Consider the following 21,621-nt stretch of genomic DNA (forward strand, 5'->3'; position numbering starts at 1 on the left):
GGACGCGCCATGCATCTGCTCGCGCGCGATCTCCACGGCCTCGACGAGAATGAGGCGGCGGTCGACCTCGGGCAGACGCCGGCGCAAATCGTCTTCCTTTCCTTCTCCGACGCCGAGCTTTGCCTCCTCGCCGAGCTGCATGAGCAGAACGCCGCGCTTCCCTCCTTGCGCTGTGCCTCGCTCGCCCGGCTGAAGCACCCCTATTCGGTCGATCTCTACATCGACAAGGTCGCGCGCCATGCGCGGCTCGTGGTCGTGCGCCTGCTGGGCGGCAAGGATTACTGGGCCTATGGCGTCGACGAGCTCGCGACCGCGGCGCGCATGCGCGGCTTCGCGCTGGCGATCGTTCCGGGCGACATTCATGGCGATGAAAGGCTGGAGCGAGCCTCCACGCTTTCTTCCGACGCGCTCGCGCGCATCTGGTCCTTCTTCCGCGACGGAGGCCCGGACAATCTGCGCTCCTTCCTCGGCTACGCCGCGACTCTCGCCGGAACGCCCACGCCCTGGCGCGAGAGCGCGCCCGCGCCGGTCGCCGGCCGCTGCGAGCAAGCCTGCCGTTCAGCCCTTTCCACCAACCCTCCCCCTCATGCTGAGGAGTCTCCGCAGGAGCCGTCTCGAAGCACGAGGGGGAGTTTCAGAAGTCCGTGCGTGACGGCTCCCCCGTCCTTCGAGACGCCCGCTGCGCGGGCTCCTCAGGATGAGGGAGCCTCCGGGCAATCGAGCGGCGCACAGGCGGCAGCGGCGCCGCGCGCGCTCGTCACTTTCTATCGCTCCGCTTGGCTCGCCGGCGATTTCGCGCCGATCGTCGCGCTCGCCGATGCGCTGCATGCGCGCGGCTTCTGCGTCGAAGCCTATTTCGTCGCCAGCCTCAAGGACGCCGCTTGCGAGACGCTGCTCGCGCAGACGATCGCAGATTTCCGTCCCGATGTGATTCTCAACGCCACCGCCTTCTCCGCGCGCACGGAAGGCGGCTCGGTGCTCGATCGCGCCGACGCGCCTGTTCTCCAAATCGCGCTCGCCACTTCGACGCGCGAAGCCTGGACGAACTCAAAGCGCGGCGCCAATGGCGCCGATCTCGCGATGAATGTCGTGCTGCCCGAGGTGGACGGCCGCATCTTCGCCGGCGCCGTCTCGTTCAAGGCGCAGACGCGCGCGCGCGCCGCCAGCGAGTTCGACGAGATTCGTCATTCCCCCGAGCCATCGCAGATAGATCACGTCGCGGCGCTCGCGCAGAATTGGGCGCGCCTGCGCCGGCTCGGACATAGCGAGAAGAGCCTCGCGCTGGTGCTCTCCGATTATCCGGCGAGACGCGGACGAGGCGGCTATGCAATCGGCCTCGACACGCCGAAAAGCGTGGTCGCCATTTGCGATCTGCTGCGCGACGCCGGTTACGAAATCGGATCGCTTTATCGTGACGGCGATCTCGTCATGCGCGCGCTGGAGGAAGCCGCGCATTGCGCCGAGCTGCCGCTCGCCGAATATCAGCGCCTCTTCGCCGCGCTGCCGGACGATTTCACTGGACAAGTCCTCGCCGCCTGGGGCGCGCCGCAAGAAGATCCGGCGTTCGCGAAAGGCGCCTTTCGCTTTTCCTGCATAGAGACCGGCAAGCTCGTCATCGCATTGCAGCCGGATCGCGGAAGCAGAGCCGAACGTCGCGAGACCTATCACGACGCCGAGCTCGCCCCGCGCCATGCCTATATCGCTTTCTATCTGTGGCTGCGCCACAGTCGAAGCATAGACGCGCTGATTCATCTCGGCACGCATGGCACGTTGGAATGGCTGCCCGGCAAATCGGCGATGCTCGGCCCGTCTTGCGCGCCGCAGGTTCTGCTCGGCGCCACGCCGCTCGTCTATCCCTTCATCGTCAATGATCCGGGCGAGGCCGCGCAAGCCAAGCGCCGCGCCGGCGCGGTGACGATCGGCCATATGACTCCGCCGCTCGTCGAAGCGGGACTCGCCGCCGAGGCGGAGGAGATAGAGAGCCTGCTCGACGAATATGCGAGCGCCGCGACGCTCGATCCGCGCCGCGCCAAGGTGGTGGCGGAAACAATTCTCGATGTCGCCGAACGCAGCGGCCTCGCGCAGGAATGCGACGTCACGCGCGAAACCGATCGCGCGGAAGCATTGGCGCGGCTCGACGCCTGGCTCTGCGATGTGAAGGAAATGCGCATCGGCGATGGGCTGCACATATTCGGCGATGGCCCTTGTGGCGCAGCCGAGGCGAGCGGCTTGCTGCGCGCGCTCGCGGGCCGTTTCGTCGAGCCCGGCCCGGCCGGCGCGCCCTCGCGCGGACGCGCCGACGTTGTGCCGACAGGCCGCAATCTCTTCTGCATCGATCCGCGCCATGTTCCGACCCGCACCGCGCATGATATCGGCGCCCGCGCCGCGCACGAGGTGATGATGCGTCATGCGCAAGAGCAGGGCGAATGGCCGCGCAACATTGTGCTCGATCTCTGGGGCAGCGCCACCATCCGCACCGGCGGCGAGGATTTCGCGCAAGCGCTGGCGCTGATGGGCGTCGCGCCGCTCTGGGACAACGCCAGCGCGCGCGTCTGCGGCTTCGAGATATTGCCGCTCGCGAGCCGCGATTTTCCGCGCGTCGACGTCACGCTGCATATATCGGGGCTGTTTCGCGACATGTTCCCCGGCCTCATCGCGCTCTTCCACGATGCTGTCGCAGCCGTGGCGGCGCTCGATGAAGAGGACGAGTCCAATCCGCTCGCGGCCGCTCGCCGCGCCGGCCGCGCGCTCGAGCGCGTCTTCGGCGCCGCGCAAGGAAGCTATGGCCTCGGCCTGTCGGAGGCCATCGCCCGCGGCGACACGCGCGACGCATTGGGCCAGGCGTTTCTCGTGGCCGGCGGCCATGCCGTCTCGCGCAATGGCGAGAGCGCGCCGGCGCGTGAGGCTTTCGGCGAGCGCGTCGGCCTCGCCGATGCACTGCTGCATGTGCAGGATATGGCGGAGACGGATGTGCTCACCGGCGCCGCCTTCGCGGAATTCGAAGGCGGATTTTCCGCCGCCAACGCCGCGCTCGGCGGCTCCGCGCAGATCACCCATATCGATGCGACGCGGCCCGCCGCATTGAAGCTGCGTTCGCTCGAGCAAGAGATCGCGCGCGTCATTCGCGGCCGCGTCGCCAATCCGCGCTGGCTCGCGGGGCAGATGCGCCATGGCCATCGTGGCGCGGCGGAAATCGCCGAGACGCTCGACAATCTCTTCGCTTTCGCCGCGACGACGCCGCATGTGCGCGACGCGCAATGGGATCTCGTCTTCGATTCGACGCTCGGCGCGCCGAATGTTCGCGACTTTCTGCTCGCCGCCAATCCGCGCGCGGCGGAGGCCATTCGCGACATGTTTCAGCGCGCCATAGAGCGCGGCTTCTGGCGCACGCGGCGCAATAGCGTCGCCGCGGCGCTCGAGGGACCCGCGCTATGACCGTCGCGCCAAAAATCCAAGGCTGGTGCCCGGGCGCGCTGCGGCCGATGCAGAGCGGCGATGGCCTTCTCTTGCGCGCGAAGACGACGCATCCGCGTCTTTCGGCGCGGCAGGCGCGCGAGATCGCGTCGATTGCGCAGGATTGCGGCAATGGCCTCGTCGACCTCTCGCAGCGCGCGCAATTGCAATTGCGCGGCGTGAGCGAAGCGAAGCTCGAGCAGGCGCAGAGTCGCCTCGCCGCGCTCGGCCTGCTCGCCGAAGATGCGGCGACGGAGAGCCTGCTCAATTTCCTCGTCTCGCCTTTCGCCGATGCGCAGGCGAGCGCTCTCGTCGCGCGTCTCGCGCAATCGCTCGTCAATGACGCTCCCCTTCGCGACTTGCCGGGAAAATTCGGCTTTCTCGTCGATGATGGCGGCGCGCTCGGCCTTTCCGCTTCGACAATGGATATTCGCCTCGAGGCGCATGGCGAAAATATCGCCGTCATCGCCGATGGCGCGCGCGAACATGCTTTTCTCGCAACGCCGGAAACGGCGAGCGATGTGGCCTTGGCGCTCGCGCGCGCTTTTCTCGTCTTGCGGAAAGGCCGGGAATTCGAATTGCGTCGCATGCGCAATGTCGTCGCCGCTTTCGGCCTCTCGGCGCTGATGGAAGTGGCGGCTCACACGCCGACGCCGTACACATCGCGCTGTCGCGCCGCTTCCGCCGCAGAGATTTTCGGAGCGCGGCTGTCTCACGAAGGCGGCGAAAACGGCGTGAAGTGTTTCGCCGGCGTGGGCGCGCCCTCTGGGCGATTGCGCGCGGATGATCTTCACGCGCTCGCAGCGCTGGCCGAAGTCCATGGCCTGAACGAGTTGCGCCTCACGCCCTGGCGCGCGCTGCTGCTGCCCTGCGCCGATCTCGACGCCGCGCAAAAAATCGTCGAGGTCGCGGGCGGGCGCGGCCTGGTCATTGCGGCGGATGATCCGCGCCTCTCCGTCATCGCCTGTCCCGGCGCGCCGGAATGCCCGCAGGCGCATGCGCCGACGCGCGATCTCGCCGAAATTCTCGCCCCTCTCGCGGCGCGGCTTGCGTCGGAGGGCGCGAGGCTGCACATATCGGGCTGCGCCAAGGGCTGCGCCTCTCCCGCTGCGGCGAAGGTCGCGCTGGTGGCGACGCCGCGAGGATTCGATCTCATCGACAATGGATGCGCGAGCGATGCGCCGACGTTGCGAGGCCTCGGCGTGAATGAGATAGAAGACGCAATGAGAGCGCGCATCGCGCGCTGCAAACAAGGAGCCACAATGTCCGGCGCATTGACCTACATACGCGACGGCGCCGCGATCTATGACCGCTCCTTCGCCATTATTCGCGCAGAGGCTCGGCTCGAGCGTTTCTCGCGCGAGGAGGAGCGCGTCGCCGTGCGCATCATCCATGCTTGCGGAATGGTGGAGATCGCCGACGATATCGTCTTCTCGCCCGGCTTCGCGGAAGCGGCGAGCGCGGCGCTGCGCAATGGCGCGCCCATTCTCTGCGACGCCAATATGGTCGCTCACGGCGTCACCCGCGCGCGCCTGCCTACGAATAATGAGGTGATCTGCACGCTCGCCGATCCGCGCTCGCGCGCGCTCGCCGAGGAAATGAAGACGACGCGCAGCGCCGCGGCGATGGAGCTGTGGCGCGAGAAGCTCTCTGGCGCCGTCGTCGCCATCGGCAATGCGCCAACCTCGCTGTTCCGACTGCTGGAGATGCTCGACGAAGGCGTAGCCCCGCCCGCTGCGATCGTCGCAATGCCGGTCGGCTTCGTCGGCGCGGCGGAATCCAAAGAGGCGGCGCTCGCCGACGGACGCGTTCCGACGGCGATCGTGCGCGGACGCAAGGGCGGCAGCGCCATGGCCGCCGCGGCGATCAATGCGCTGGCGAGCGAGAAAGAATGAATATCGTCGATCCGAATCTGCGCGCCGACGATGGCGCGCGCGTCACGTTGGGCGCGCTGCTCGGGGTCGGGCTCGGCCCCGGCGATCCCGAGCTGATGACGCTGAAAGCCGCGCGTCTGGTGAGCGAAGCAAAAATCATCGCTTATTTTTCCAAGCGCGGAAAGCCGAGCCATGCGCGCGCCATCGCCGCGCGCTTCATCGCGAAGGATTGCGTGGAGATCGCGCTCGCCTATCCGCTGACGACAGAGATTCCTTTCGATCACCCCGACTATGTGGCGGCGCTCGCCGCCTTCTATGAGGAAAGCGCGGATCGCCTCGCCTTGCATCTTTCGCTCGGCCGCGACGTCGCGCTTCTCTGCGAGGGCGATCCGATGCTCTACGGCTCCTTCATGCATTTGCAGACGCGCTTGTCGTCGCGCTTTCGTGTGGAGGTCTGCGCGGGCGTCTCCGGCATGTCGGGCTGCTTCGCCTCGGCGCGCCAGCCGATGACATGGGGCGACGATGTGCTGACCGTCATTCCCGCGACTCTTCCACGCGAAATGCTCGCGCAGCGCCTCGTCGCGACCGACGCCGCCGTGGTGATGAAACTCGGCGGCAATCTCGGCAAGCTGCGGCTCGCGCTCGAGGATGCGAAGCTCATCGAGCGCGCCATCTATGTCGAGCGCGGCACGATGGCGGAGGAGAAGATCATGCGCCTGGCCGAGAAGCGCGACGATGACGCGCCTTATTTCGCGCTCGTCCTCGTGCCCGGCGCCGGACGTCGGCCGTGACGGGAAAGCTCTTCGTCATCGGCCTCGGTCCGGGCGATGCGCGCTTTCTCACCGCGGAAGCGCAGCAGGCGTTGAGCGCCGCGCAATATGTCATCGGCTATGCGCCCTATGTCGCGCGCGTTCCCGTCACGCCCGGCCAGACGCGCCTTTCGAGCGATAATCGCGTGGAGATCGCGCGCGCGGAAGAAGCGCTGCGCCTCGCCGCGAGCGGACGTGACGTTGCTGTCGTGTCGGGCGGCGATCCGGGCATTTTCGCAATGGCGGCGGCGGTGCTGGAGGCGATCGACAATGGCGAGCCGGCATGGCGTGAATTGGACATAGAAATTCTGCCCGGAATTTCCGCCATGCAGGCGGCGGCGGCGCGGCTCGGCGCGCCGCTCGGCCATGATTTCTGCGTGATCTCGCTCTCCGACAATCTCAAGCCGTGGGAGGTGATCGCAAATCGTCTCGAGCTGGCGGCGCGCGCCGATTTCGTCATGGCTTTCTACAATCCCGCCTCGCGCGCGCGGCCGCAGCGCATTCACGATACATTCGCGTTGCTGCGCCGCGTCTTGCCGGCAGATCGCATCGTGGTCTTCGCGAAATCGGTCGGCCGCGCGGAGGAGAGCATCGCCATCACAACTTTGGGCGAGGCCGATCCGAGCGTCGTCGACATGTCGACCTTGGTGCTCATCGGCGCGAGCGGCACCAGGCTCGTGTCGCGCGAGAATGCGCCGCCTTTCGTCTACACGTCGCGGAAGGCGACATGAGCGCGGCGCGCTGGCTTTCGCTCATCGGCATAGGCGAGGATGGCCTCGCGGCGCTGACGCCGGCCGCGCGTGCGCTCGTCGCCGACGCCTCGCTCATCATCGGCGGCGCGCGTCATCTCGATCTGATCGGCCCGCAGAAAGCGGAGACGCTCCTCTGGCCTTCGCCGCTCTCTGCCGCAATGGAGACGATTCTCGCGCATCGCGGCGCGCCGACCGTGGTGCTGGCGAGCGGCGATCCTTTCTTCTTCGGCGTCGGCGATATGATCGCGCGTAATGTGGCGGCGGAGGAAGTGCTCTGCCTTCCGGCGCCGTCCTCCTTTTCTCTCGCCGCCGCTCGGCTGAAATGGAGCCAGCAGGATTGCGCATTGCTGTCGCTGCATGGCCGCGCCTTCGAGCGCGTGACGCCGCATCTGCAACCTTCGCGCCGACTGCTCATTCTGTCATGGGACGAGACGACGCCCGCGCGCCTCGCGGCGCATCTGACCGCGCTCGGCATGGGCGAGTCGCGCATCCATGTGCTCGAGCATATGGGCGGCGCCGAGGAGCGCATTCGCAGCGCGCGGGCGGAGGCGTTTTCGCTCACCGACATCGCGCCGCTCAACACGATCGGCGTCGAAGCAGTCGCGGGGCCTGGCGCGCGCATTCTGCCGCTGACGCCGGGCCTGCCGGATGATTGGTTCGAGCATGACGGGCAGATCACCAAGCGCGACATTCGCGCCGTGACTCTCGCCGCGCTCGCGCCGCGCCGCGGCGAATGCTTGTGGGACGTAGGTGCGGGCTCGGGCTCCATCGCCGTCGAATGGATGCTCGCCGATCCCGCCAATCGCGCCATTGCGATCGAGCGGAATGCGACGCGCGCGGCGCGCATCGCGCGTAACGCCGCTTCGCTCGGCGTTCCCGATCTCGCGATCGTCGAAGGCGCTGCGCCGGAAGCGCTCGCGGGATTGGCGACGCCGGATGCGATTTTCATCGGCGGCGGCGGCGAAGCAAAGATCATAGAGGCGGCGTGGAATGCGCTGCCCTTGCGGGGGCGCATCGTCGCCAATGCGGTGACGATAGAGACGCAGGCGCTGCTGATCGACGCTTTTGCGCGCATGGGCGGCGAGCTGGTGAGCATTGCGATCGCGAAAGCGCGCCCGATCGGCTCCTATCACGCGCTGGAGCCAGCGCTGCCCGCGCTGCAATGGCGCGCGGTGAAGAGTTGAGCGCGCGCTATGCGATCGGCATAGGCGCGCGCAGCGGCGTGGATGCGCGAGAGGCGGTCGCGCTGATCGAGAAAGCTCGCGAAGCCTATGCGCGCGATCCTTCTCCCGCTCGCGGGAGAAGGTGGCCCGGCATAGCCGGGTCGGATGAGGGCTCGCCGTGGCGTCGCGGTATCGAGGATGAGGGCGGCGCGGACCCTCATCCGACCTCGCTTCGCGAGGCTTCCTTCTCCCACGAGTGGGAGAAGGAGTGGGGCATCGAGATTGCGCTTTTCACCATCGAGTCGAAGCGGGGCGAGAAAGGGCTTCATGACGCGGCGCGATTGCTGAATCTGCCGCTGGTCTTTCTTCCGCTCGATACGCTGCTCGCGCGCAAGGACGAGCTTCTCACCCGCTCGCCGCGCGTAGAGGCGCTCACCGGCGTCGGCAGCGTGGCGGAGGCGGCGGCGCTGGTCGGGGCAGGGGCGGGGAGCCGTCTGCTCGGGCCGCGCCTCGCCAGCGCCGGCCTCACCTGCGCGATCGCGCGAAATGCGTTAGAGGAAGCGCCATGACCATATATTTCATCGGCGCCGGTCCGGGCGCCGCCGATCTGCTGACTTTGCGCGGCCGCGACATTCTCGCGCGCTGCCCCGTCTGTCTCTATGCCGGCTCGCTGGTCGCGCCGGAAATCCTGGCCCATTGCCCGCCGGACGCGCGCATCATCGACACGGCGCCGCTGTCGCTCGACGCGATCATTGCGGAGATGCAGAAGGCGACGGCGGCCGGGCAAGATGTCGCGCGGCTGCATTCGGGCGATCTCTCCATTTGGAGCGCCGTCGGCGAGCAGACGCGGCGGCTCGACGCGCTCGGGATCGCTTACACGATCACGCCGGGCGTGCCGGCCTTCGCCGCCGCCAGCGCCGCGCTGAGGCGCGAGCTGACCTTGCCGGAAGTGGCGCAATCGGTGGTGCTGACGCGCACCTCGGGCCGCGCCTCGGCCATGCCGGAGACGGAGACCTTGGCCGCCTTCGCCGCCGCGCGGGCGACAATGGCGATTCACCTCTCCATCCATTCGCTGGAGCGCGTCGTCGACGAGCTCACGCCATTTTATGGCGCGGACTGCCCGATAGCGCTGGTCTATCGCGCCTCCTGGCCCGATGAGCGCATCGTGCGGGGCACGCTCGCGACCATTGAAGCGCTGGTCGGCGAAGCGCCGATGGAGCGCACCGCGCTCATACTCGTCGGCGAGGCGCTGGCGGCGGAGGATTTCCGCGAGAGCGCGCTCTATGACGCGGGCTATGACCGCCGCTTTCGGCCCACGGGAGCGGGACGCTGACCGCGCCCGGAATTCTCATCGCCGCTGTCCGCTCCGGCGCGGGCAAGACCACGGTGACTCTGGGTCTGATGCGCGCGCTGGCGCGGCGCGGCCTGCGGGTCTCGGGCGTCAAATGCGGGCCGGATTATATCGACCCCGCCTTTCACGCCGTTGCGACCGGACGCGCGAGCTTCAATCTCGACTCCTGGACGATGGAGGCCGAGCTGCTCGCGCAGCTGGCGCTGCGCGCCGGCGAGGACGCCGATCTCGTCGTCGCGGAAGGAGCGATGGGGCTTTTCGACGGCGCGCCCGGCGAGCTGGCGCAGACGGGCGCCTCGGCGGATATCGCCGCTCATATCGGCTGGCCCGTGCTGCTGGTGATGGATGTCTCGGGGCAGGCGCAGAGCGCGGCCGCCATAGCGCGCGGCGTCGCGCTGCATGACGCGCGGGTGAGGCTCGCCGGCGTGCTGCTCAATCGCACCGGCTCGGAGCGCCATCGCAAGCTCGCGCAGGAGGCGATCGAGGCGGTCGGCATAAAAGTGTTCGGCGCGTTGCCGCGCGATTCCGGGGTCGCGCTGCCCGAGCGTCATTTGGGTCTGGTGCAGGCCGGCGAGACGCGAGGGCTGGAGGCTCTGCTCGATCGGCTGGCCGAGCGCATGGAGGCCCATGTCGATCTCGACGCCTTGCTCGCCGCTGCGGGCGGCGGGCTCGTCGATCTCGCGTCCAGTCCTCTCGAGGTTCCTCACCCGCCGGGCGGCCGCATCGCCGTCGCGCAGGACGAGGCTTTCTCTTTCTTCTACCCGCATCTCGCCCGCGCCTGGCGCGAGGCGGGCGCGGAGATCGTTTTCTTCTCGCCGCTCGCCGATGAAGTTCCGCCGGAGGATTGCGACGTCTGCTGGCTTCCGGGCGGCTATCCAGAGCTCCATGCGGGCCGGCTCGCGGCGGCGCAGAATTTTCTCGGCGGGCTTCGCCGCTTCGCCGCGACGCGTGCGGTCCATGGCGAGTGCGGCGGCTATATGACGCTCGGGCGGACGCTGACCGACGCGGCCGGCGCGGCGCATGAGATGGCCGGCCTGCTCGATCTGGCGACGAGTTTTGCGCAGCGCAAACTTCATTTGGGCTATAGGCGCGCAAGGCTTCTCGCCGATGGCGCGCTGGGCGCTGCGGGCGACGAGCTCGCCGGACACGAATTCCACTACGCGACCATCGTGAGTGAGAAGGGCGAGCCCTTTGCGATGGTTACAGACGCCTATTCGCAGGAGCAGCGGCCGGCGGGGCTGCGGGCGGGGCGGGTGACGGGAAGCTTCTTCCACGCGATGACGAAAAAAAAGGGCCGCCGGTAACGCCAGCGGCCCAAGTCAAGGGAGGAAACGCCCAAGGAGGGCTACGGAGCGAGAGAAGTTCTCGCTGCGTCGCACTGTTGTATTGCTGCGGCGCACAAGTGTCAAGCGCCTTTTTGGAAGCCCGCCACAATGTCGCATCACGACCGAGCTTTTGGCGGAAGTTCCGGCGCGGGGCCGCAGCGAAACAGCAACGCTCGCGGCGCCTTTTTCCGACCAATGCAGGCAAAATTGCGACGATCCGCCCTTGGGTGGATCGTTTGAGCAAAAAAATTGTGAGTTGCTCGTAAATCAGGGGCGAGCGGTAACCGGCGGCAGCGCCGGCACGCCGCCAGTGGCCGCAGCGACCTTGGCGTGGCGCTCGGCCCCGAGCGAGGCTTGCGGCTTTTTGGCCGGATCGGCGCGATGCGACGGCGCTGACGCGGGGGCCTGCGAGGCGGCGGCCTGGCCTGCCGCGGTCTTGGTCGCGACAGGCTTGGGCGCTGCAGCCTTGGCGGTCGCCGGCTTGGCCGCGGATTTGGCGGCCTCCGACTTTTCGTTCTTGGCGCTCTCGCCGGCCTTGGCGCCTTCGATCTTCGCGGGCTCCGATTTGGCTGGCTCGGCTTTGGCGACGGCGGGCTCGCTCTGGGCCGGCTCCTTGCGGAAGCCGAGCAATCCGCCGATCGAGTCCGTCGCTCCGGCGAGTCCGCCGAGCCTGACCGGCTCGGCCGGAGCGGCGGCTTCCACGACCTTCGCCACAGTGGCCTGCTCGGCGGCCGCGGCCGCCACCTTGATCTCGGTCTCTTTCTTGGCCTTGGCGGGGAGCCTCGTCGCGCTCATGGCCAGCACGGGAGAACGCGACTTGCCGCCGCCGATCTTCTCGTCGAGGGCGATCTCGATCGGCGGCGCGACCAGCGCCTCCGGCCGGCTCACCTCGGCGACGCGGGCGTAGAAATCGGGGTGCTGGCCGCCGTCCTGATAGACGACGCGCACCGGCCTGACGCCAGCCGCCGCCAGTTCGGCCACTTTGGCGTCGTCCGCAGCGGTTTTCTGCGCGACCTGCGCCTCTATCTCCGCATTGCGGCGCAGCGGAGGGCAGGCGGCGCCGGCGTCGAGCGGCTGGCCATTGGCCGAGGTCGCGTCGAAGACATAGCGCCGATTGCAGACGCCGACGCTAGGCTCCTTGCCGGCGACCTCGAAATGGTCGGAGCCTTCCTTCAGCTGCTTCCAAAAGCCGATATTGGGATCGAGCCTGTGCTTGGCCAGATTCTCCGCCGTCATCTTGAACGGATAGGACTGCATCTGGATCGAGCGCTGGCCATTGTTGAAGGAGGTGCGCAGGATCGCATAGATCTCGGCGATCTGCCGATCGGTCATGGAGAAGCAGCCGGCCGAGGAGCAGGCGCCATGGACCATGATGGAGCCGCCGCTATGGCCATAGGCGCGGTCATAGGCGTTGGGATAGCCGACGTTGAAGGAGAGATAATAGGCGGAGTTCGGATTCATCTGCCCGGGGGTGATGGAATAGAACCCCTCCGGCGCCTGCCGGTCGCCCTCGCGAACCTTCGGCCCGAGCTGGCCGGACCACCGGCACATGGGGAAGGTCTTGAGATAGGCGTAGCGCCCGTCGGGCCGCTGCTTCCAGATTTGGAACTCGGCCTCTTTCTTATAGGAGCGGATGAGCGTCGGCGATTCCTTGGTGACGCCGGCCTGCTCCATCAGCGCCAAGGTCTCGGGCGGGATGGGCGACAGCGCACGCTGCGAGCCGGAGCCGAGATCATTGCAGGCGGAGAGCGCGAGCGACGCCCCGACGAGGCCCCAGGGGGCGAGCCGCCGCCCGACGTTCCGGAAGAGATTCATTCTCGCCCCGCTTCTCGAGGTCCGCGCCCAAAGGCGCGAATCACGCCTCGGAGACCCTACCATGACAATAGACGTCGAATTACCAACGTCCTTCTAACGCAAGACGAAGAATAAGGCCAGAGCGTGGCTGTCGCCGCCGGCAAGAGCGCGGCGATCGTCTGTGAGGTTAACGATTGGTTGACGCCGGGAGACCAGAGCGGGTCAGGGTATCGAGCCCGGCGAATGCTGGACGCTCCCGATTCTCGTCTGCTCAGACCTTGCGGCCGACCGAGAGAAAGCGCTCGGCGCGGGCCTCGACGATTTGCGCGCGGGAGAGATTGGCGAGGCCGGCCAGCGCATCGTCTATGCCTTCGCCCACGGCGGCGACGGCCGTCTCGGGATCGCGATGGGCGCCGCCCGGCGGCTCGGCGACGATGACGTCGATAATGCCGAACTTCAGCAGGTCTTGAGCGGTGATCTTCATGCTGGTGGCGGCGTCCTGCGCCTTGGAGGAGTCGCGCCACAGAATGGAGGCGGAAGCCTCCGGCGAGGCGACCGTATAGACGGAATGCTCCAGCATCAGCACCTTGTTGCAGCTGGCGATGGCGATGGCGCCGCCGGAGCCGCCTTCCCCCACCACCACGGCGACATTGGGCACGCCCAGCGACAGCGACACGTCGATGGAGCGGGCGATCGCCTCCGCCTGTCCGCGCTGCTCGGCGTCTATGCCCGGAAAAGCGCCGAAAGTGTCCACCAGCGAGATGACCGGCAGGCCGAATCGGTCGGCCAGCTCCATGAGCCGGGCCGCCTTGCGATAGCCTTCCGGCCGCGCCATGCCGAAATTGTGCTCGAGCCGGCTCTCCGTGTCGGAGCCCTTCTCCTGGCCGATGAGGCAGACCGGCTCGCCGCGAAAACGGGCGAAGCCGCCGACGATGGCGGAGTCCTCGCCGAACAGGCGGTCGCCGGCCAGCGGGGTGAACTCGCTGAACAAAAGCCGCACATAATCGGAGAAATGCGGGCGCTGCGCATGGCGCGCGACCTGGATTTTCTGCGTCGGCGTGAGGCTGGCGTAGAGATCGGCCAGCGCCTTGTGCGCCTTGGCCTCCAGCTTGGCGAGCTCGTCGGCGATCGACACGCCGTCGCCTTTGGACAGCGCGCGCAGCTCTTCCACCTTGGTCTCCAATTCGGCGACGGGCTTTTCGAAGTCGAGATAGGAGCGCATGAGGCGAACGACACGGGATTGCGGCTGGAAAGCCTAGCGAAGCGGCGCGGAAACTGGCCGTAACGGCGCGGGAAGTCAAGAACGCGCCCCTTATCCTTGCCCGCCGGAGGCGAAAACGCCGAATTTTTTCCTCGCCGCCCGAAAGCCGGCGATATCTTCTCCGCCGGGGAGGGAGAGCGGCGGTCGCCGCCTCGCGCCGGCGCAGCTCGAGCAAAATCCTTTCGCGGCGCAGGCGCGCGGCGCGGCGCGACGATTTGCCCTTTCGGCCGAAAGCGCGCTATCGCAGGGCGAAAGCGGCGCGCCGCGCTCTGCGCCACGCCATTGGCGCAATCTCGAGATTACTGCGCCCGAAAGCGACGCGACGCGCGAATGCGGCGCGACCAACGAGAGGACAGGACATGCAGAGACTCGGAGCGGCCGTCGCCGTCTTCGCGGCGCTAACGCTCGCAGCGGGCGTTCACCTAGGCGACGCCAATCTCTTCCTCTTCGCCGCCGCCGCCGGGCTCTGCGCCTTCACCACCTGGCGCAGCGGCGCCATCTCGAGCTTTCTGAAGATATTCGTCTCAATCTTCTCGGTGGAGACGATCGTCTTCGGCCTCGCGCGCCTGCTGGAGGCCGAGGGCCTGTGGCCCGCGGCGCTCGCCGATTACGCTCTGTCCGAGAGCTTGTCGCTCACCGTCGCCGTCTTCTCGATCATCGTCTTCGCGGTCTCGCATGTTCCTGTCGTGCGCGAGATGACGCGCATCGCCGATCTCTATTTCGACAGCAGCGACCGCGGCGAGGCGAACATATTCGGGCTCTTTCGATTCGGCGCGCGGGAGCGCAGCATCGCCGTCACGATGATCGTGCTGCTCGTGCTCATCAATCAGGCGCAGGTCGGCGTCAATGTGCGCCTGTCCTTTTTCAATCGCGATTTCTTCAACGCGATCCAGGAGAAGAACGCCGACGCCTTCTGGCGCCTGCTGCTCTATGTCTTCACGCCTTGGGCCTTCACCTACATCATCAGCGCCGTGATCGAATTCGTCGTGCAATCGTTGATGATCATTCGCTGGCGGCGCTGGCTCACCGAGCATTACGTCTCCCGCTGGCTCGGCGATCACACGCATTATCGAATGGCGCTCGCCGGCAGCCAGACCGACAATCCCGACCAGCGCATCGCCGAGGACGTGAATCGCTTCATCGATGGCGGCACCGACGGCTACGGGATCTATTCCTATTCGATCCTGCTGATCCAGACGTTGAGCTCGCTCGTCTCCTTCTCCATCGTCCTTTGGGGCCTCTCCGGCAATTACGCCTTTCCGGGCACCGATATTTTCATTCCGGGCTTTTTGTTCTGGGTGGCGCTGCTCTATGCGGCGGTCGGCACGGTGGTGACGCATCTTCTCGGCCGCACTCTGTCGGGCTTGTATTTCGAGCGCCAGCATCGCGAGGCGGATTTCCGCTTCTCGCTGGCGCGTTTGCGCGAATATAGCGAGCAGGTCGCGCTGCTCTCCGGCGAGAAGGCCGAGCGCTCTTCGCTGGTGAGCCGCTTCACGGCGATCATCGTCAACTATCTGCGCATCGTCACGACGCGCAAGAAAATGATCAGCTTCACGGCGACCTATGGGCAATTGTCGCCGATCATACCCTATCTGCTCACCGCGCCCTTCTATTTTGCCGGCAAGATCAATCTCGGCGTGATGACGCAGACGTCGGGCGCCTTCGACAAGGTGCAGGACGCGCTGACCTTCTTCGTCAACTACTACACCTCGCTCGCCAATTTCAAAGCGGTGCTGGACCGCCTCTCCTCTTTCGACGAGGCGATCGAGCGCGCGGCGACATTGAGCGCCGCGGCGCCGAAGTTCGAGCGCGGCGCTTCGCCGGAGATCGCCGTTCATGATCTCGCTCTGTCGCTTCCCGACGGGCGGCGCATCGTCGAGGCGCGCGATCTCGTGTTCCACCCGGCCGAATCGACGCTGCTGACGGGTCCCTCTGGATCGGGAAAATCGACTCTGTTCCGCGCCATCGCCGGCATTTGGCCCTATGGCGAGGGCCGCGTGCGCACGCCGGACGACGCCAATGTGCTGCTGCTGCCGCAAAAGCCCTATATCCCGATCGGCACGCTGGCCGCGGCCATCGCCTATCCGAGCGCGCCCGACGCCTTCTCTCGCCGCGCGATCGAGGAAGCGCTCGACGCCGCGCGGCTCGGGCCGTTCGTGCATCGGCTGGACGAGGAGGACGCCTGGTCGCAGCGCCTCTCCGGCGGTGAGCAGCAGCGCGTCGCCGTCGCCAGGGCGCTGCTCGCCGAGCCCGACTGGCTCTTCCTCGACGAGGCGACCTCTGCGCTCGACGAGAAGCTCGAGGGCGAGATCTACGCCATGCTGCGCGAGCGCCTGCCCAATACGACGATTATCTCCATCGGCCATCGCTCGAGCCTGCTCGCCTTCCATCAGCGCCATATCGCGATGGAGCAGGAGGCGGACGGAACCTTCGCGCCGCGCGAAGCGGTGCTCGCATGACGAAATCGGGCGCAGGGGGGCGCGAAGGCGGCCGCTCGCTGAAGGAGCGCGTGAAGACGGCGAGAAAGCGCTCGCTGTCCTCGACGCTCTGGCTCGAGCGCCAGCTCAACGATCCCTATGTGGCGCAGGCCAAGCGCGACGGCTATCGCTCGCGCGCCGCCTATAAGCTGCTGGAGATGGACGAGCGCTACAAGCTCTTCGCGCCCGGCAAGCGCATCGTCGATCTCGGCGCCGCGCCGGGCGGCTGGTCGCAGATCGCCGCGACGCGGGTGAAGTCGGCCGAGGGCAAAGGCAAGGTCGTCGGCATCGATCTTCTCGACATGGAGCCCATCGCCGGCGTCGAGTTCACCGTGATGGACTTCAATGAGGAGACTGCGCCGGAGCGGATCAAGGCCATGCTCGGCGGCGGCGCCGATGGCGTCATGTCGGACATGGCCGCCAACGCCACCGGCCATAAGCAGACCGATCATTTGAAGATCGTCGCGCTCGCCGAGCTGGCGGCGGATTTCGCTCGCGATGTGCTGGCGCCGGGCGGCTTTTTCGTCGCCAAAGTGCTGCAGGGCGGCACGGAGCATCAATTGCTCGCGGCGCTGAAGCGCGATTTCGCGCAAGTGCGCCATGTGAAGCCGGCGGCGAGCCGCGCCGATTCCGCCGAGCTCTATGTTCTCGCCACCGGATTTCGCGGCGGCCGACAGGAGCGCTTCTAGGCCGATCCGTCGGCCTCGATCGGCTGCTCGATCGATTTCTTGCCGGTCAGCCCCTCTCCCGCCGTGGGCGCGAGCCTGCGGAAAATGAGGACGGAGGAGGCCGAGACCGCCGTCACCGCGAGAAAAGCGGCGTCGAAATCCGTGAGCCGCAGCGCGCCGCCGCCATGCAGCGCGCTCGCCGTCTCGAGCGTCGCGGCGGCGAGCGAGACGCCGGCCGACAGGGCCAATTGCTGCCCGGCGGAAGCGAAGCTCGTTGCCCGGCTCATCGCCTGAGGCTCTATATCGGCATAGCCGATCGCGTTCAGCGCCGTGAATTGCAGCGAGCGGAAGAAGCCGCCGACGAGCAGCAGGCTCATGATGATCCAATGCGGCGTTTCCGGCGAGAACAGCGCGTTGAAGCAGAAGAAGCCCGCCGAGATCAGCGCATTGACGACGAGCACGCGGCGGAAGCCGAAGCGGCTCAGAATGGGCTGCGCCGTCGTCTTCATCGCCATGGCGCCGATGGCGGCGATGAAGGTCAGCGAGCCCGATTGAAACGCCGTGAGGCCGAAGCCGGTCTGCAACATCAGCGGCAGCAGGAATGGCGAGGCGCCGAGGCCCGTGCGAAACAGAAAGCCTCCGATGATGGAGGCGCGGAAGGTCGGCACGCACAGAAGGTCGAGATCGATGATCGGATGCGGCGCCCGCCGCGCATGGCGCACATAGAGGAGGAGCGCGATCGCTCCCGCTGCGACCAGCCCCGCCGCGGCCGGCGCCGGAACGATGCGCTGGCCGAGCGCGCCGAGGCCGAAGACGAGGCTCGACAGGCCGAAACCCGAGAGCAGAAAGCCGCGAATGTCGAGTGGCGGAACGCTCTCCTCGCGCAGATCGGGAATGTATCGCGTGACGAGCGCGACGCCGAGCAGGCCGATCGGCACATTGATCCAGAAAATATAGCGCCAATGGAAATAAGTGGCGATGAAGCCGCCGAGCGGAGGCCCCACCACCGGGCCGATCAGCGCCGGAATGGTGAGATAGGCGAGCGCGCGCACCAGATCGTGACGCGGCGCGACGCGCAGCAGCACCAGCCGTCCGACCGGAACCATCATGGCCCCGCCGAGCCCCTGGACCACGCGCGCCGCCACCACGCCGGCGAGCGAGGCGGAGAAGCCGCAGAGAATGGAGCCGAGCGTGAAGACGAGGATCGCCGCGCGAAACACCCGCCGCGCGCCAAAGCGATCGGCGACCCAGCCGGAGAGCGGAATGAAGACCGCGAGCGAGAGAAGATAGGAGGTGAGCGCGAGCTTCAGAGCGATGGGGTCCTCGCGCAGATCGGCGGCCATTGCGGGTAGGGCGGTCGCCAGCACGGTTCCGTCGAGATTCTCCATGAACAGCGCGGTCGCGATGATGAGCGGCGTGGCGGCGAAGGAAGGCAACGGACCCCTTGTCTTTCGAGCGGATCGGCGCGGCGCGGCCGCGGCGGGAGCCCTCCTTATGCGCCTATTCTCGAAGCGCCGCCAATGGCCCGGCCAATGGCCGGCCTCGACGGCGCTCGCCCCGTCGCCCGAGGCGTGGCTCAGGCGACGGGGCGCTCCGCGTCAGATCGTCTGCTGGGGAGCGGTCCAGCCGGCCGTGCGCCAGCTCTGCTCGAGGCCCCAGCGCCAATGATGATGATGGCGCCAATGATGGTGGTGATGATGGCGCCAGTGGTGATGGTGATGGTGGTGATGATGCCGATGGTGGCCGCGGGCGGAGGCCACGCCGGGCAGCATCAGCGCGCCGATGAGGGCCGCCGCATAAACCATAGGTCGAAACATGCCGTTCTCTTCCCTTCTGGCGAGGCGGCCCCCAGCGCCGCCTCGGCCGGGGAGGAATGTCGCCCGAGACAGGATCGTTCCGGCTGCGGTCGGGGCGAGGCCCGGCATGGTGAAGGGGCGGTAAAAATCAGCCGGCGATCGCGTCGAAGATCAGCTTGCCGTTGAGCGCGATGATGGCCACGGCGATGACGGCGGCGACGATTGTGGCGCGGCGCGGCGCTGCGAGCTCACCCATCAGCCGGCGCGAGGCGGTGAACCAGACGAGCGGCACGACGGCGAAGGGCAGAGTGAAGCTCAGCACCACCTGGCTCAGCACCAGCAGCCGGCCGGCAGCCTCCTCGCCCGAGATCAGCGTCACGCCGACGGCCGGGACGATGGCGATGAGCCGCGTCACCAGACGGCGAAGCGCGGGCTTCATGCGCAGCTCGACGAAGCCTTCCATCACGATCTGCCCGGCCAGCGTCGCCGTGACGGTGGAGTTGAGCCCGCAGGCGATGAGGGCGATGGCGAAGAGCTTGGCGGCGATCGGCGCGCCGAGCAGCGGGGCGATCAGCGTGTAGGCCTGGCCGAGCTCGGCGACCTCCGTATGGCCGGAGGCGTGGAAGACAGCGGCCGCCAGCACGAGAATCGAGCCGTTGATGACGAGCGCGAAGAGCAGCGCCAGCGAGCTGTCGAAAATGGCGAAGTCGATCGCCTCTCGCCGCTCGGCCGAGCTGGCGCCGACGTCACGCGTCTGCACGATATAAGAGTGCAGGAAGAGATTATGCGGCATCACCGTCGCGCCGAGAATGCCGAGGCCGATATAGAGCATCTCGGGATTTTCGATCAGCGCGCGGCTGGGGACGAGGCCGGCGGCGACCTCGTGGAGATCGGGCCGCGCCAGCAGCAGCTGACCGCCGAAGGCCAGCGCGATGATTCCGAGCATGGCGACGACGAAGAGCTCGATCTTGCGGAAGCCGAGGCGCTCGAAGGCGAGCACGAGGAAAGTGTCGAGCAGAGTGACGACGACGCCGAAGGCGAGCGGCAGGCCGAACAGCAATTGCAGGCCGATCGCCGTGCCGATGACCTCGGCGAGATCGGTCGCCAATATTCCGGCCTCGGCCAAGAGCCAGAGCCCCACAGAGGCGGAGCGCGGAAATTGGCGACGGCAGGCGCTGGCGAGATCGAGGCCGGTGGCGAGGCCGAGCCGCGCCGTCAGCGATTGCAGCACGATGGCCATGAGGCTGGACAGAACGGCGACGAAGAGCAGCGCCGTGCCGAATTTGGAGCCGCCGGCGAGGGCGGTCGCCCAATTGCCGGGGTCCATATAGCCGGTGGCGACGAGATAGCCCGGCCCCAGAAAGATGAAGAGGCGACGAAAGCCGGCGGTCTCGCGCGGCACGCGCACAGAGCCGCGCATGTCGCCGCGCGTCGCGCCGAGCGTAGCGGAAATTTCGGGCGAGACGGCGTGCATGAGGCGACCTCTGCTGCGCCCGCCCGAAGGCGAGCCACTCGGGACGATATAGGCCCCTCCCGCCGCATGCGCCAGCCGGCTAGAGGTCGGCTTTTCACGCTCGCCCCCGCTGCGGGCTGCGGGCGATGCGACGGACCGGGTCGATTCTATGTCGCAGTGCGTAGCCGGATGCGTCGAGCCGGCGCCGAGCCTGCGGCGAAACGCTAAAATTTGTGACCTTGTTGCAACAGTCGCCGAGATAGTTTTCTGCGAGCCGGGCAAAGAGCCACATGCCCCTTTTCAGCCATAAACGCTGCGCTAATCTCGGCTCGTCACAAGGTCATCGAGGACAAGGGAGACGCCTTCCGCGCCGGCTCGTCGCGGGAGAAGGCTCTTTACGTTCTCAAAGCCTGTCGTCGATTTCGGCGGTGACGATGGCGGTGTTGGTGCGCGGCGTTGTCGAGACGCCCGCGGCGTTGCGAAAGTCAGATCCTCGATGATCGTGTTTCTCCAGGCGATTGCGTCGACGGTGGGGCCGCGCGGGCGTCGTGGGACGCTGCTTCTAGCGCTCGGCTGCGCGACGGTCGGCTCCCTCGCGGCAGGCCGCGCCGCCGCCTTCGACGCGTCGGAGCCGCGCTCCCTCGCCGCCGCCACCCAGCCGTTGACCATGTTCAAGGACCCGCGCGCCGCTCTCGCCGCCGGGCTCGAGAGCTATCACGCCGGCAACACCAAAAAATCGGTCGAGGCTCTGCGCTACGCCGCCGACGGCGGCGAGTCGCTGGCGCAATGGAAGCTCGGCCGCATGTATGCCGATGGCGACGGCGTCGCCCGCGACGACGCCAAGGCCTATTCCTATTTCGCCAAGCTGGTCGAGCATTTCGCCGACGACGAGCCGAGCCCGCGCGAGCGGCTGATGGCGGCCGGCGCCTTCGTGGCCGTCGGCGTCTATTATCTCGAGGGGATCGCCGCCGCGAAGATCATGCCGGACGCCGGCCGCGCTTTCGATCTCTTCCGCTACGCCGCGACCTATTTCGGCAACGCCGACGCTCAATATAATCTCGCGCGCATGTATCTCGACGGCAATGGCGTCTCCAAGGACGCCCGTCAGGCGGCCAATTGGCTCGATCTCGCCGCGCGCAAGGGCCATGCGCCGTCGCAGGCGCTGCTCGGCCATCTGATGTTCAATGGCGAGGCCGGCGGTCCCCCGCAGCGCGCCCGCGGGCTCATGTATCTCACGCTGGCGCGCGAGGCGGCCGGCGATCGGCCGACCGATCAATGGATCGTCGAGCTGCATTCCCGCGCGCTGGCGCGGGCGAGCGAGTCGGACCGCAAGTCCGCCGTGGCCATGCTCGAATATTATCTGACGCGCCGGGACTAAGCCCCTTTCTCGAGCCGAGAACAGCGAGGCGATCCCGGAGCCGTCAGGCCCCGGGGTCGCCTTTTTG

16 protein-coding genes and 1 pseudogene are annotated in these 21,621 nt (G+C 67.4%); 12 read left to right on the plus strand and 5 right to left on the minus strand.

Annotation, left to right across the window (positions count from 1 at the left end; genetic code table 11):
• The first annotated feature begins 9 nt into the window (after positions 1–9).
• From cobN to K369_RS05555, 9 genes and pseudogenes are all read left to right on the plus strand, one after another.
• The gene (gene cobN, locus K369_RS05515) at positions 10–3,435 is read left to right on the plus strand and encodes a cobaltochelatase subunit CobN (protein ID WP_036288965.1); all 3,426 of its coding nucleotides are present in this window, start codon (positions 10–12) and stop codon (positions 3,433–3,435) included.
• Positions 3,432–4,586: pseudogene (cobG, locus tag K369_RS27580) on the plus strand (precorrin-3B synthase); the annotation flags it as partial. The gene cobN and the pseudogene cobG, both read left to right, overlap by 4 nt.
• A gap of 129 nt (positions 4,587–4,715) precedes the next feature.
• Positions 4,716–5,348: a precorrin-8X methylmutase gene (locus K369_RS27585; RefSeq protein WP_036290115.1), complete on the plus strand. Its 633-nt coding sequence runs from the start codon at positions 4,716–4,718 to the stop codon at positions 5,346–5,348.
• Positions 5,345–6,118, plus strand: coding sequence for a precorrin-2 C(20)-methyltransferase (locus K369_RS05530; RefSeq protein ID WP_051949091.1), 774 nt, complete (start codon positions 5,345–5,347; stop codon positions 6,116–6,118). Before K369_RS27585 ends, K369_RS05530 begins: the two co-directional genes overlap by 4 nt.
• Positions 6,115–6,867, plus strand: a complete 753-nt coding sequence (cobJ, locus tag K369_RS05535; protein WP_036288968.1) for a precorrin-3B C(17)-methyltransferase — start codon at positions 6,115–6,117, stop codon at positions 6,865–6,867. The genes K369_RS05530 and cobJ overlap by 4 nt, the downstream gene beginning before the upstream one ends.
• A complete protein-coding gene (locus tag K369_RS05540; protein WP_036288971.1) occupies positions 6,864–8,072 on the plus strand; it encodes a bifunctional cobalt-precorrin-7 (C(5))-methyltransferase/cobalt-precorrin-6B (C(15))-methyltransferase in 1,209 nt (402 codons plus the stop codon). The genes cobJ and K369_RS05540 overlap by 4 nt, the downstream gene beginning before the upstream one ends.
• Entirely contained in the window at positions 8,069–8,620 is a 552-nt protein-coding gene (locus K369_RS24525) for a cobalamin biosynthesis protein (protein WP_051949092.1), read from the plus strand. The genes K369_RS05540 and K369_RS24525 overlap by 4 nt, the downstream gene beginning before the upstream one ends.
• On the plus strand, positions 8,617–9,384 hold the full coding sequence (cobM, locus tag K369_RS05550; protein WP_036288974.1) for a precorrin-4 C(11)-methyltransferase: 768 nt from the start codon (positions 8,617–8,619) through the stop codon (positions 9,382–9,384). Before K369_RS24525 ends, cobM begins: the two co-directional genes overlap by 4 nt.
• 53 nt (positions 9,385–9,437) lie before the next feature.
• Positions 9,438–10,706, plus strand: coding sequence for a cobyrinate a,c-diamide synthase (locus K369_RS05555; protein ID WP_245278110.1), 1,269 nt, complete (start codon positions 9,438–9,440; stop codon positions 10,704–10,706).
• Between the two features lie 288 nt (positions 10,707–10,994).
• Here K369_RS05555 and K369_RS05560 read toward each other — a convergent pair whose 3' ends face one another.
• Both K369_RS05560 and K369_RS05565 read right to left on the minus strand, forming a co-directional pair.
• Positions 10,995–12,542, minus strand: a complete 1,548-nt coding sequence (locus tag K369_RS05560) for a murein L,D-transpeptidase family protein (RefSeq protein WP_036288978.1) — start codon at positions 12,540–12,542, stop codon at positions 10,995–10,997.
• A 250-nt stretch (positions 12,543–12,792) separates the two neighbouring features.
• Complete coding sequence (locus K369_RS05565; RefSeq protein WP_036288984.1) at positions 12,793–13,743, minus strand: acetyl-CoA carboxylase carboxyltransferase subunit alpha; 951 nt, start codon at positions 13,741–13,743, stop codon at positions 12,793–12,795.
• A gap of 398 nt (positions 13,744–14,141) precedes the next feature.
• On the opposite strand from K369_RS05565, the gene K369_RS05575 reads away from it, so the two are divergent.
• Together K369_RS05575 and K369_RS05580 are read left to right on the plus strand one after the other, a co-directional pair.
• Positions 14,142–16,241 carry an ABC transporter ATP-binding protein/permease gene (locus K369_RS05575; RefSeq protein ID WP_084570523.1) on the plus strand — a complete coding sequence of 700 codons (2,100 nt, stop codon included), beginning with the start codon at positions 14,142–14,144 and terminating at the stop codon, positions 16,239–16,241.
• A complete protein-coding gene (locus K369_RS05580; RefSeq protein ID WP_036288995.1) occupies positions 16,238–16,948 on the plus strand; it encodes an RlmE family RNA methyltransferase in 711 nt (236 codons plus the stop codon). Before K369_RS05575 ends, K369_RS05580 begins: the two co-directional genes overlap by 4 nt.
• On the opposite strand, the gene K369_RS05585 is transcribed toward K369_RS05580, so the two are convergent.
• From K369_RS05585 to K369_RS05595, 3 genes are all read right to left on the minus strand, one after another.
• Positions 16,945–18,363: a DHA2 family efflux MFS transporter permease subunit gene (locus tag K369_RS05585; protein ID WP_036289003.1), complete on the minus strand. Its 1,419-nt coding sequence runs from the start codon at positions 18,361–18,363 to the stop codon at positions 16,945–16,947. The two genes, K369_RS05580 and K369_RS05585, sit on opposite strands and share 4 nt — an antisense overlap.
• A gap of 162 nt (positions 18,364–18,525) precedes the next feature.
• The gene (locus K369_RS05590; RefSeq protein WP_084570524.1) at positions 18,526–18,744 is read right to left on the minus strand and encodes a hypothetical protein; all 219 of its coding nucleotides are present in this window, start codon (positions 18,742–18,744) and stop codon (positions 18,526–18,528) included.
• Between the two features lie 127 nt (positions 18,745–18,871).
• On the minus strand, positions 18,872–20,197 hold the full coding sequence (locus K369_RS05595) for an Nramp family divalent metal transporter (protein ID WP_036289011.1): 1,326 nt from the start codon (positions 20,195–20,197) through the stop codon (positions 18,872–18,874).
• 475 nt (positions 20,198–20,672) lie between these two features.
• Here K369_RS05595 and K369_RS05600 point away from each other — a divergent pair, with 475 nt between their 5' ends.
• Positions 20,673–21,554, plus strand: a complete 882-nt coding sequence (locus K369_RS05600; protein WP_036289013.1) for a tetratricopeptide repeat protein — start codon at positions 20,673–20,675, stop codon at positions 21,552–21,554.
• The last annotated feature ends 67 nt before the right edge of the window (positions 21,555–21,621 follow it).

Origin of the sequence: Methylosinus sp. PW1, assembly GCF_000745215.1 — a bacterium.
Lineage (GTDB): Bacteria > Pseudomonadota > Alphaproteobacteria > Rhizobiales > Beijerinckiaceae > Methylosinus.

Excerpts from the sequence above, each read along its gene's own strand:
- K369_RS05560 (WP_036288978.1), bottom strand. The coding sequence starts at position 12,542 with ATGAATCTCTTCCGGAACGTCGGGCGGCGGCTCGCCCCCTGGGGCCTC.
- K369_RS05575 (WP_084570523.1), top strand. The coding sequence starts at position 14,142 with ATGCAGAGACTCGGAGCGGCCGTCGCCGTCTTCGCGGCGCTAACGCTC.
- K369_RS05595 (WP_036289011.1), bottom strand. The coding sequence starts at position 20,197 with ATGCACGCCGTCTCGCCCGAAATTTCCGCTACGCTCGGCGCGACGCGC.
- K369_RS05540 (WP_036288971.1), top strand. The coding sequence starts at position 6,864 with ATGAGCGCGGCGCGCTGGCTTTCGCTCATCGGCATAGGCGAGGATGGC.
- K369_RS05590 (WP_084570524.1), bottom strand. The coding sequence starts at position 18,744 with ATGTTTCGACCTATGGTTTATGCGGCGGCCCTCATCGGCGCGCTGATG.
- K369_RS05530 (WP_051949091.1), top strand. The coding sequence starts at position 5,345 with ATGAATATCGTCGATCCGAATCTGCGCGCCGACGATGGCGCGCGCGTC.
- K369_RS05600 (WP_036289013.1), top strand. The coding sequence starts at position 20,673 with ATGATCGTGTTTCTCCAGGCGATTGCGTCGACGGTGGGGCCGCGCGGG.
- K369_RS05580 (WP_036288995.1), top strand. The coding sequence starts at position 16,238 with ATGACGAAATCGGGCGCAGGGGGGCGCGAAGGCGGCCGCTCGCTGAAG.
- cobN (WP_036288965.1), top strand. The coding sequence starts at position 10 with ATGCATCTGCTCGCGCGCGATCTCCACGGCCTCGACGAGAATGAGGCG.
- cobM (WP_036288974.1), top strand. The coding sequence starts at position 8,617 with ATGACCATATATTTCATCGGCGCCGGTCCGGGCGCCGCCGATCTGCTG.
- K369_RS27585 (WP_036290115.1), top strand. The coding sequence starts at position 4,716 with ATGTCCGGCGCATTGACCTACATACGCGACGGCGCCGCGATCTATGAC.
- K369_RS05565 (WP_036288984.1), bottom strand. The coding sequence starts at position 13,743 with ATGCGCTCCTATCTCGACTTCGAAAAGCCCGTCGCCGAATTGGAGACC.